General features: G+C 73.9%; 10 protein-coding genes. 4 read left to right on the top strand and 6 right to left on the bottom strand.

Annotated elements, in window-relative coordinates; translation table 11 throughout:
• Positions 1-525 (bottom strand): ATP-grasp domain-containing protein (locus tag IF88_RS0113465; RefSeq protein ID WP_030710616.1); only part of this gene is annotated, 525 nt, incomplete at its 3' end.
• Positions 526-799: 274 nt separating this feature from the next.
• Between IF88_RS0113465 and IF88_RS49030 the strand changes: the two genes are divergently transcribed.
• Complete coding sequence (locus tag IF88_RS49030) at positions 800-1,858, top strand: helix-turn-helix transcriptional regulator (RefSeq protein WP_063754792.1); 1,059 nt, start codon at positions 800-802, stop codon at positions 1,856-1,858.
• Here IF88_RS49030 and IF88_RS0113455 read toward each other — a convergent pair.
• Positions 1,855-2,895, bottom strand: coding sequence for a hypothetical protein (locus tag IF88_RS0113455; RefSeq protein ID WP_324617196.1), 1,041 nt, complete (start codon positions 2,893-2,895; stop codon positions 1,855-1,857). The genes IF88_RS49030 and IF88_RS0113455 overlap by 4 nt on opposite strands.
• Positions 2,896-2,986: 91 nt before the next feature.
• Positions 2,987-3,928, bottom strand: a complete 942-nt coding sequence (locus IF88_RS0113450) for a LysR family transcriptional regulator (protein WP_037805817.1) — start codon at positions 3,926-3,928, stop codon at positions 2,987-2,989.
• A 98-nt stretch (positions 3,929-4,026) separates the two neighbouring features.
• On the opposite strand from IF88_RS0113450, the gene IF88_RS0113445 reads away from it, so the two are divergent.
• A complete protein-coding gene (locus tag IF88_RS0113445; RefSeq protein ID WP_030710604.1) occupies positions 4,027-5,319 on the top strand; it encodes an MFS transporter in 1,293 nt (430 codons plus the stop codon).
• Between the two features lie 91 nt (positions 5,320-5,410).
• Positions 5,411-6,124 carry a L,D-transpeptidase family protein gene (locus IF88_RS0113440; RefSeq protein ID WP_030710602.1) on the top strand — a complete coding sequence of 238 codons (714 nt, stop codon included), beginning with the start codon at positions 5,411-5,413 and terminating at the stop codon, positions 6,122-6,124.
• Positions 6,125-6,128: 4 nt separating this feature from the next.
• On the opposite strand, the gene IF88_RS0113435 is transcribed toward IF88_RS0113440, so the two are convergent.
• Positions 6,129-7,517 carry an MFS transporter gene (locus IF88_RS0113435; protein ID WP_324617195.1) on the bottom strand — a complete coding sequence of 463 codons (1,389 nt, stop codon included), beginning with the start codon at positions 7,515-7,517 and terminating at the stop codon, positions 6,129-6,131.
• Between the two features lie 141 nt (positions 7,518-7,658).
• Here IF88_RS0113435 and IF88_RS0113430 point away from each other — a divergent pair, with 141 nt between their 5' ends.
• Entirely contained in the window at positions 7,659-8,663 is a 1,005-nt protein-coding gene (locus IF88_RS0113430) for a sigma-70 family RNA polymerase sigma factor (RefSeq protein WP_030710599.1), read from the top strand.
• On the opposite strand, the gene IF88_RS43460 is transcribed toward IF88_RS0113430, so the two are convergent.
• Positions 8,550-8,888 (bottom strand): STAS domain-containing protein, encoded by a 339-nt coding sequence (locus IF88_RS43460; RefSeq protein ID WP_234323509.1) that lies wholly within the window; start codon positions 8,886-8,888, stop codon positions 8,550-8,552. The two genes, IF88_RS0113430 and IF88_RS43460, sit on opposite strands and share 114 nt — an antisense overlap.
• Before the next feature lie 149 nt (positions 8,889-9,037).
• Positions 9,038-10,315 (bottom strand): thymidine phosphorylase, encoded by a 1,278-nt coding sequence (locus IF88_RS0113425; RefSeq protein ID WP_030710597.1) that lies wholly within the window; start codon positions 10,313-10,315, stop codon positions 9,038-9,040.
• Positions 10,316-10,365 lie beyond the last annotated feature (50 nt).

Here is a 10,365-nt window from a genome sequence, read left to right as displayed (position 1 = left end):
GGTGTTCAGCCGGCGGGCCCAGCCGAGGATGCGGTGGTGGCCCGCCCTGGAATGGGCTTCGACGGTGAGCTCGGGTCCTTCGAGGTACTCCTCGACGAGGAGGTCGGTGACCTCGGGGTAGCCGGGGGCGGCGGCGCGCGCCTCGGACTCGTCGCGGACCAGCCGCACCCCTTCCCCGTCGGCGCCCGCCCGCGGTTTGATGACGCACGGGTAGCCGATGAGGGTCGTGACGAAGGGGAGCGCGTCGGCGCGGCCGCAGCGGGCGAAGGAGACCGGCCGGGCGGGGTGCAGGGCGTTGGAGCGGGCGCGCAGGGCGGCCTTGTCCATGAGGGCGGTGACGGCGGCGGTGGGAGTGCCGGGCAGTCCGAGCTCCTCGTTGGCGCGGGCGGCGGCGAGGGCTCCGGCGGCGTCGAAGCCGAAGACGGCGGCGCGGCCGTGCCGGACGGCCTCCATGCGGCCGAGGGCCCCGACGAGGTGCCGGTGGTCGCGCCAGTCCGTCCGTACCCGCCGCTCCGCCCCCCTCATGGTCGGATGGCACCGATGGACCTGGCGCGACCACCACGGTGTGCGCGCCCGCACGGCGGGCGGCTGCCACCACGGCTGGTCGCGGGCTCAGCAGGACGGCCACGGGCCCCCGCCCCTCCGGCGTCCGCTGCCGCATACCGCGCTCCCCCCCTCACGCCGTGCGTCCACTGTGCCGGTTCGGCATATGCCGGTCGCGCCACGCCAGGCGTCGTCTTGTCGCCTTGCGGGAACACGAGGGGTTTACAGACAGACACAGAACGGGACGAATGGGAATATGCCCGCAGAGGAGACCGGAGCAACCGGAACGAACGGCGCCGCCGGGGAACTCAGCCCTGCGGCCCGGCGCCTCTACGCGTACGCCGTGGAGCGGCACGCCTTCGACGCGGCCGAGGCCACCGAGGCCCTGGGCGTGCGCGCGGCCGCCGCGATCACCGAGCTGGCCGCCGCGCACCTGCTCCAGCGGGCGCCGGGCGGCGGGCCGGAGCGGTGGAGCGCGGTGGCGCCCCGGGCGGCGGCGGCCCGCGCGCTGGCCCCGCTGGCCCTGCTCGTACGGGAGACCCACGACGAGATGGACCGGCTGCGGGGGCGGCTGGAGACGCTGGTGCCGGCGTACGAGGCGGGGACCGCGCACCGGGACCTGAGCGGGTCGGGCCGTCTGGAGCTGGTCACGGACCTCGGCGCGGTTCGGGGCCTGATCGCGGAGCTGGCCGCCTCGTGCGAGCGGGAGCTGCTGACCTCGCAGCCGGGCGGGGGCCGGCCGCCGGAGACGCTGGAGGAGTCGATCGGGCGGGACGAGTCGCTGCTGACGCGCGGGGTCCGGATGCGGACGATCTACCAGCACACGGCGCGGTACTCGCGGCCGACGGCGGCGTACGTCGAGCGGGTGACGGCGCTGGGCGCGCAGGTACGGACGCTGGGCGACGGGCTGATGCGGATGCTGGTCTTCGACGGGCAGACGGGACTGATGGCGGTACCGGACCGGAGCGGGGCGGCGCTGGTGGTGCGGGAGCCGGGCGTCGTGCACTTCATGACGTCGGCCTTCGAGCGGTCCTGGCTCGGGGCGCAGCCGTTCCCGACCTCGGTGAGCCCGGAGGCGGCGCGGTCGATCTCGGACGAGCTGCGGCAGACGATCGTGCGGCTGCTGTCGGAGGGGCTGGAGGACAAGGTGATCGCGCGCAGGCTCGGGATGTCGGAGCGGACGTGCCAGCGGCACATCGCCGAGATCATGCGCGCGGTCGGGGCCAAGTCTCGCTTCCAGGCCGGGTACTTGCTCTCCGCGACGCCGAACCCGACCCCGACCTCGGCCCCGGCGGGCTCGCCGGAATCCGCCTAGGGCGGCGTGGCGAACCGTTCGCGGTACGCGCGCAGCGCCGGCCGGCGGATGGCGGGCAGCCGTACGAGGGTGCGCGAGAAGGCGGTGGAGTGGGGCATGAAGGACCGCCAAGGGCGCAGCGGCAGGGGGTAGTCGTCGCGCAGGACCCCCTCGGGCACCCGGCCGGACGCCGGCAGGGGAGAGGTCTCCCCCGGGAGCGCGAAATGGGCCCAGACCCCGATGTCCAGCGGGGCGACGGCCGCCGTGCCGTGCGGGGGCCGCCACGGCTCGCCGGTGACCGGATGGCGGGGGACGAGGAGGACGTCGTCGGTGGACCGGGGTGCGGGCATCCCCGGCCCGGCGAGGCGCGCGGTGAGGGCCGGGGGGCCGGCGGGCAGGTAGCCGGTCGCCCCGTCGCCGAGCAGGTCGGCGACGGGGCCGGGCAGCGCCACCGGGCGGCCTTCGCAGGCCGCCACCAGGTGGGCGAGCGCCACGGGCACCGCAGCCTCCCAGCGGAAGCTCCAGGACCCGTCGAGTTCGACGGGCGGGACGGCGTACGACTCCAGGTCCAGCTCGTCCCAGTCCGGCGTCGGGACGGCGGGCAGGCCGGACGGGACGCGACGGACCGCGTCGGGCTCCAGCCACACCGCCTGCCACAGCCCGCAGTCGTCCAGCCGGGTGGCTACCGCGCTCCCGCACCCCCCGCACGCCAGGTTGGGGCCGTCGCGGCCGTCGATGCCCCTGCAGTAGCCCGCGCATTTCTCGGGGATCAGGACCATGTCCCGGGAGTCGCCGGGCGCGATGACGATCCTGCCGCGCGCCCCGAAGGGCACGGAGCGCGCCGGCGCATGGACCCCCTGTCGGGCGTCCAGGTCCTCCCCGGCCTCGTCCGACGGCCGCCAGCGCGCTCCGGAGGGCAGGGGGTCGACGGCGTACGTCGCCGGCTCCATCAGGGGCGGGTGCAGCTGCTCCCAGGCTCCGTAGTGGGTGTGGACGGGAAGGGCGACCCGGGAGACCGGGGCCGTCAGTTCCGCGCCGCAGCCGGCGCACACGAACACGTCCAAGCAAGCTCCCCCTCGTCCCCCGTACCCGGCGATTGTGCCGCGCTCGGGTGGGCAAGGACGATCGGTTTTCGGGGCCGCCTGCGCGTCACGCGGCGGGTGGCTCCAGTTCGGGGATCAGGCGGCCGCGGCGGGACAGCAGGAAGCGCTTGAACTCCGCCACGGGCGGGGTGTCGGGGTGGCCGTCGAGCCAGGCGAGGCCGATCTCGCGGACGGCGCGCGGAGCGGTGACGGTCAGTTCGACCACTCCGGGGCGGGCCACGGCCGGGGGCGGCAGGAGGGCCACGCCGAGGCCGGCGGCGACCAGGCCGCGCAGGGTCTCGGCCTCCTCGCCCTCGAAGGCGACGCGCGGGGTGAAGCCGGCCTCCGCGCACAGGTCGTCGGTGATGCGGCGCAGGCCGTAGCCGGGTTCGAGGGTGACGAAGGTTTCCTCCGCGGCCTCGGCGAGGCGGATGCGCTTGCGGACGGCGAGGCGGTGGTCCTCGGGGACGACCAGGCGCAGCCGCTGTTCGTCGAGGCGGCGGGCGACGAGGTCGGGGGCGTCGGGGAGGGGCGAGGTGAGGCAGAGGTCGAGTTCGCCGGCCCGGAGCTTCTCCAGCATCGCCTCGCCGTAGTTCTGGACGAGGGAGAAGCGCACGCGCGGGTGGTCGGCCCGGAAGGCGCGGATCAGGCCGGGTACGGTCTCGGAGCCGAGGGTGTGGAGGAAGCCGAAGGCGACCTTGCCCAGGGCCGGGTCGGCGTCCTGCTGGACGGATTCGGCGGCGCGGGCGATGCCGTCCAGTGCCTGTTCGGCGGAGGCCAGGAAGGTGCGGCCCGCCGTGGTGAGGGCGACGTTGCGGCCCTTGCGGGCGAACAGCGTGACGCCCAGGTCCTGTTCGAGGCGGACCATGGCCCGCGACAGGGTGGACTGCGGTACGCCCAGTTCGTGCGCGGCGCGGGTGACGTGCTCGTGCCGGGCGACGGCGGCGAAATAGGCCAGGCGCGGGGCCAGCAGACGTGTCACTGCCATGTCTTCTTCGTAACGGTTCATAGACAGGCGCCGCCCTGAGCTGTGGTGATGCACGAGTGGATCGATTATCGCGATTCCGTGCATTGGACGCATCAAAAACACCGGCCTACCTTCGACGTATGCCTCCCGTTCATACCGGGGCACCCGTGATCCCGGGTGCCTCCACCCCGTCGTTTCCGCAGTCCGAAGCCCCCGAGCCGCGTGCTCCCGGCCGCCCCGGCTACCGCCGGATGAGCCTCGCGCTCTTCGCCGCCGGTCTGGCGACGTTCGCCCTCCTCTACTCCACCCAGGCGCTGTTGCCCGCGATCTCCGTCGGCTTCGGGGTGACGGCGGGCCGGGCCAGCTGGACGGTGTCCGCGGCCACGGGCGCGCTCGCGCTGTTCGTCCTGCCGTTGAGCGCGCTGTCCGAGCGGTTCGGCCGCACGCGGATGATGACCTGGTCGATGGTGGTGGCCGTGGGCGTGGGCCTGCTGGTGCCGTTCGCGCCGAGCCTGGAGTGGCTGGTGGTGCTGCGCGCCGTCCAGGGCGCGGCGATCGCCGGGATCCCGGCCTCCGCGATGGCGTACCTGGCGGAGGAGGTCAAGCCGACGGCCCTGGTGGGCGCGATCGGCCTGTTCGTGGCGGGGAACTCCATCGGTGGCATGAGCGGCCGGCTCGTCACCGGCTGGGCGGCGCAGCTGTGGGGCTGGCGGGCGGGGCTCGGAGCGGTCGCCCTGATGTCGCTGGTCTGCGCGGTGGCGTTCCTGGTGCTGCTGCCCAGGGCGCGGTTCTTCCGCCCGGCGTCGCTGAACCCGCGTGCGGTGGGCCGTACCGTCGTCGGTCACCTGCGGGATCCGCTGCTGCTGCGGCTGTACGGGATCGGCGCGCTGTTCATGACGGTCTTCGGCGCGGTCTACACGGTCATCGGCTACCGCCTGGTGGACGAGCCGTTCTCGCTCGGGCAGGGCGTGATCGGGTCGGTCTTCCTGATCTACCTGGTGGGTACGGTCTCCTCGGCCGCCGCCGGCAAGCTGGTGGCCCGTACGGGGCGGCGCGGCGCGCTGTACCTGGCCGTGACGACCACGGCGCTGGGCCTGCTGCTGTCGCTGGCCGAGTCGCTGGCGGCGGTCCTGATCGGGCTGGTCCTGATCACGGCGGGCTTCTTCGCCGGACACGCGGTGGCCTCCGCCGCGGTGAGCCGGACGGCGAAGACGGGCCGGGCGCAGGCCTCCGCCCTCTACCAGTCGGCGTACTACCTCGGCTCCAGCGCCGGCGGCACCCTGGGCGCCCTCGCGTACCACGGGGCGGGGTGGGCGGCCACGGTCGGGATCGCGCTGCTGGCGGTGCTGGGCGTCGTGTCCATCACCCTGTACGGGTCGCACGCGGCCCGCGCGGAGCGCCGGATGCCGGCGTCGGCCATGGCCGCGCGCTGACGAAATCTACGCTCCCGTACGAGGCAACCCCCGCATGTTTTCCGGGCATTCAACACGGTGAACGGAAGCTGTGCGAACAGGGGAGGACCGGATGGGGACGCTGACGACACGCGTGCGCGTGAAGCGGCGGGCGACGGTACTGGGCGGGGTGGTGGCGCTGGCGCTGCCGCTGGTGGTCGCGGGAGGCGGGACGGCGCAGGCGGCCGCCTCCTGCAACCTCACGACCGGGCCGTACCAACGGCAGGCGGAGCAGTTCCTGGGGCGGCCCGTCGACGGGAAGCAGTCCGCGGCGGACTGCACGGCGATCAGGTCGTTCCAGGCGGCCCACGGGATCACCCCGACCCAGGGGTACGCCGGACCGCTGACCTGGCAGACGATGAGCACGATGCTGGCCCAGCGGGCGGCGGGCAGCACCCCGAACAGGGCGGGCGAATGCCCGGTGAACCGGGGGCGGATCGCCTGCGTCGACCTGACGCGGCAGCTCAGCTGGATCCAGGACGGCGCGGCGCTGAAGTACGGGCCCGTCCCGGTCCGTACCGGCAAGGACGGCACGGAGACCCGGACGGGCCTGAAGAAGATCTACTACCGCAGCATCGACCACTGGTCGACGCTCTACGACGTCTCGATGCCGTACGCGCAGTTCTTCGACGGCGGCATCGCCTTCCACTCGACCACCAAGAGCATGTGGAACCCGCCCGGTTCGGGCGGCTGCGTGAACATGCGGCTCGCCGACGCCAAGGCGTACTGGAACCTGCTGGGGAAGGGCGAGGACGTCTACGTGTACGGCCGCAAGCCCGGCACCTGAGCCCTCACCGCGCCGGGGCGGGCTCCGCCGCGGCACGCTCGGCCACCGCCCGCAGCTCGTCCAACCGCCGCAGGCCGGAGCGCCGTTGGACGAGGGACAGGCCCGCCACGGCCGCCCCGAGGACCAGCCATCCCGCGGGGCCGGCCGTCATGACCGCGCCGGTGAGCAGCAGCGGGCCGGCGGACTTCTGGACGGACTGGGCCATGCCGGCCACGCCGAGGTACGAGGCCCGCGCCTGCGGGGGCGCGAGGGAGACCGCCAGCTCCCAGGAGCTCACCGAGCGCATCAGCTCCGCCGCGGTGGCCAGCACCGCCGCGGCGAGCAGGGCCGCCGAGGCGGTCCACATCCCACCGCCGGCCGCCGCGGCCAGCAGGACGCAGCACGCGAGCGTGGTCACCCCGTACAGGGCGACCGCGCGCGTCGCGGCGCGGGCGCCCTGGAAACGCGCCGACACCCGCAGTTGCAGGACGACGACGAGGACGGTGTTGACGACCAGGAAGGCGGGGATCAGGGCGTGCGGCGCCGTGGTGTGGCTCACCAGCCACAGGGGCAGGCCGACGCCGAGGATCGAGTCGTCCAGGTTCATCGGGATGTCGAGCAGGACGAACCGGAGGTAGCCGCGGTCCCGCCAGGCGCTCGGCGCGGGTCCGGACGCGGTCGCCACGGGGGCCGTGCCCGGCGCGGCGCCGCCGGGGGGCACGGCCACGAGCCCGCGGCCGCGCGGCTCCCGGGTGCGCCACACGAGGAGCGCGGCCACGAGGAACGACAGCGCGTTGGCCAGGATCAGCACGTGGTAGGCGCCCCGGGTGCCGACGGCCAGGCCGATGGCGGCGAGACCGGCGCCGAGGGCGTAGCCCGCGTTGGCCGAACTGCGCGACAGCGCCTGGTAGGTGGCGCGCCGTTCGCCCGCGACGCGGGTGGCGAAGAGCATCTCCAGCGTCTTGGCCGCCCGGTCTCCCAGGTGGGTGACGGCGAAGACGGGCAGCAGCACCGCGAAGTCGGTGACGACCAGCAGCGCGCAGAGGGTCCCGAGGCGGACCAGGTGGCAGCCGATCAGCAGGGCGCGGAGCGGGAAGCGGTCGGCGAGGTGGCCGGCCAGCGGCGATCCGGCGATGCCCGCCACTCCGGCCGCGCCCAGCAGCAGGCCGAGCCGCCCGGCGTCGAGGCCGACGACGAAGGTGAAGTACAGGACGGAGGACGCGGCCCACACGCCCGTGCCCGCGCGGTCCAGCAACTGGGCGAGCAGCATGATCCGCGCGTCCCGGCCGCCCGGCGGCCGGCGCAACTGCGCCAGCAGCCCGGCCTCCCCCTGCCGTGCCTTCCGGATCTCCCCGCCGCGCCGCATCCCTGGCCCCCGCATCCACCGTCCAGGTATCTCGATGTCGAGATACATGGCGAAGCCTGCCCCATTTCAATCTTGACGTCAAGATACTTGACATCGACAGACCTGCGTCTTCCGAGCGCTTCCGGCTGCCGTTGTCAGAGGCCTCCGATAGTTTCGGGAGTAGCCGAACCAGCAGGGGGATGAACGGACATGAGCGACCTCGCCATCAAGACGGACCTCGACGCGGCGATGGACCGGTACCGGGTCGAGCTCACCGGCTACTGCTACCGGATGCTCGGCTCCTCCTTCGACGCCGAGGACGCCGTGCAGGACACGTACGTCCGTGCCTGGCGGTCCTACGAGAAGTTCGAGGGCCGCTCCTCCCTGCGGTCGTGGCTGTACCGGATCGCCACCAACGTCTGCCTGGACCTGCTGAACGCGGGGAACAAGCGGGCCCGCCCCATGGACCTGACCGCCCCGCAGCACCAGGCCTCCGCCGTGCTCAACGAGCGGCCCGAGGTGACCTGGCTGGAGCCGGTCCCGGACGGCCGGGTGCTGCCGCAGACCGCCGATCCGGCCGAGATGGCGCTGGCGAAGGAGTCCGTCCGGCTGGCCTTCGTCGCGGCGCTGCAGCACCTGCCGGCGAAGCAGCGGGCGGTGCTGATCCTGCGCGAGGTGCTGGCCTGGAAGGCCGACGAGGTCGCCCGGCTGCTGGAGACCACGGTGGCCTCGGTGAACAGCGCCCTGCAGCGCGCCCGGGCCACCCTGGCCTCGCAGGGCATCCGCGACAGCGATCCGGCGGACCCGCTCGACCCGGACCAGGCGAAGCTGCTGGAGCGGTACGTGTCCGCCTTCGAGGCGTACGACATCACGCGGCTCACCACGCTGCTGCACGAGGACGCGGTCCTGTCGATGCCGCCGTTCGACCTGTGGCTGCGCGGCCACGAGGACATCGCGGCCTGGCACCTGAACCAGGGCATCGGCTGCAAGGGCTCGCGGCTGGTCCCGACGACGGCGAACGGCCTGCCCGCCTTCGGGCAGTACCGGCCGGCCGCCGACGGGAAGGGCCACACCCCGTGGGCGCTCCAGGTCCTGGAGATCTCAGACGGCAGGATCGTCGGGCTCAACGCCTTCCTGGACACCGCCCGCTGGTTCCCCCTCTTCGGACTCCCCGAGCAGCTCGACGAGTCCCACGAGGTCCAGCAGGGCGCGTAGGACGGGGCCGGCGCCGGTCACGGTGAAACGCCCGCGCCCGCGGGCGGTCAGCCGCAGCCGCGCCAGCACCTCGACGGCGGCCAGGTCCGGCGCGGTGACGGCCCCGACATCGCACTCCACCGCCGTCGCCCCGCCCTCGTACAGCCGGGCCAGCCGGGCGCACAGCCGCGCGGTGTCGTGTGCGGTTCGGCCGGGCCCGGGCAGTACGAGTCGTCTGGTCTCCACGAGGGGATGACTGCCCGGCCCACCGGAACTCATCGGCGGGGCCGCGACAACGGGGCGGGCCCGTCCCGCGCGAGGCCCTGCCCGGCCTGGGAAAAGCCGTCGGCGCGGCTCCGGACGGGGAGCCGCGCCGACGGGATCGGGGCCCTGGGTCAGGCGATGCGGTCCAGGATGATCGGCGTGGCGGAGAAGGCCGTGCCGGCCGGGGAGACGTCGTACGTGCCCTCCAGCGCGGACAGGGCGTACTCGAACTTCTCCGGGGTGTCCGTGTGCAGGGTCATCAGCGGCTGGCCGGCGGTGACGGTGTCGCCCGGCTTCGCGTGCAGCTCGACGCCCGCGCCGGCCTGCACCGGGTCCTCCTTGCGGGCGCGGCCGGCGCCGAGGCGCCAGGCGGCGACGCCGACCCCGTACGCGTCCAGGCGGGTCAGGACGCCCGAGGCCGGGGCGGTGACCACGTGCTGCTCGCGGGCCACCGGCAGGGTCGCGTCCGGGTCGCCGCCCTGGGCCGCGATCATCCGGCGCCAGTGGTCCATCGCGGAGCCGTCGGCGAGGGCCTTCGCCGGGTCGGCGTCCTTGATTCCCGCCGCGTCCAGCATCTCCTTGGCCAGGGCGATGGTCAGCTCGACCACGTCGGCGGGGCCGCCGCCGGCCAGGACCTCGACCGACTCGCGGACTTCGAGGGCGTTGCCGGCGGTCAGGCCGAGCGGCGTGGACATGTCGGTGAGCAGCGCGACGGTCTTGACGCCGCTGTCCGTGCCGAGGCCGACCATGGTGCGGGCCAGCTCGCGGGCGTCCTCGATGTTCTTCATGAAGGCGCCGGTGCCGACCTTCACGTCCAGGACGAGCGAGCCGGTGCCTTCGGCGATCTTCTTGGACATGATCGAGGAGGCGATCAGCGGGATGGCCTCGACGGTGCCGGTGACGTCGCGCAGCGCGTAGAGCTTCTTGTCCGCCGGGGCCAGGCCGTCGCCGGCCGCGCAGATGACGGCGCCCGTGGTGTCGAGGACGTGCAGCATCTCCTCGTTGGACAGCAGCGCGCGCCAGCCGGGGATGGACTCCAGCTTGTCGAGGGTGCCACCGGTGTGGCCGAGGCCGCGGCCGGAGAGCTGCGGGACGGCCGCGCCGCAGGCGGCGACGAGCGGGGCCAGGGGGAGGGTGATCTTGTCGCCCACGCCGCCGGTGGAGTGCTTGTCGGCGGTGGGGCGGGAGAGGGAGTCGAAGTTCATGCGCTCACCGGAGGCGATCATCGCCGCGGTCCAGCGGGCGATCTCCGTGCGGTTCATGCCGTTCAGCAGGATGGCCATCGCCAGCGCCGACATCTGCTCGTCGGCGACGACACCGCGCGTGTACGCGTCGATGACCCAGTCGATCTGCTCGGGGCTCAGCTCACCGCGGTCCCGCTTGGTCCGGATGACGGAGATGACGTCCATGTGGTGCTTCCTTCTACGCGCATAGAGAGAGGGGTTTGCGAAAGTACGAC

This window comes from Streptomyces sp. NRRL F-2580 (assembly GCF_000720115.1).
Classification (GTDB): domain Bacteria; phylum Actinomycetota; class Actinomycetes; order Streptomycetales; family Streptomycetaceae; genus Streptomyces.
The sequence above is the reverse complement of the archived record's forward strand: the minus strand, read 5'-3'. Positions and strand labels throughout refer to the sequence as shown.

Bases quoted from the DNA above. Each gene is read 5' to 3' on its own strand.
- IF88_RS49030 (WP_063754792.1), top strand. From the start codon at position 800: ATGCCCGCAGAGGAGACCGGAGCAACCGGAACGAACGGCGCCGCCGGG.
- IF88_RS0113450 (WP_037805817.1), bottom strand. From the start codon at position 3,928: ATGAACCGTTACGAAGAAGACATGGCAGTGACACGTCTGCTGGCCCCG.
- IF88_RS0113445 (WP_030710604.1), top strand. From the start codon at position 4,027: ATGCCTCCCGTTCATACCGGGGCACCCGTGATCCCGGGTGCCTCCACC.
- IF88_RS0113440 (WP_030710602.1), top strand. From the start codon at position 5,411: ATGGGGACGCTGACGACACGCGTGCGCGTGAAGCGGCGGGCGACGGTA.
- IF88_RS0113435 (WP_324617195.1), bottom strand. From the start codon at position 7,517: ATGTATCTCGACATCGAGATACCTGGACGGTGGATGCGGGGGCCAGGG.
- IF88_RS0113430 (WP_030710599.1), top strand. From the start codon at position 7,659: ATGAGCGACCTCGCCATCAAGACGGACCTCGACGCGGCGATGGACCGG.
- IF88_RS0113425 (WP_030710597.1), bottom strand. From the start codon at position 10,315: ATGGACGTCATCTCCGTCATCCGGACCAAGCGGGACCGCGGTGAGCTG.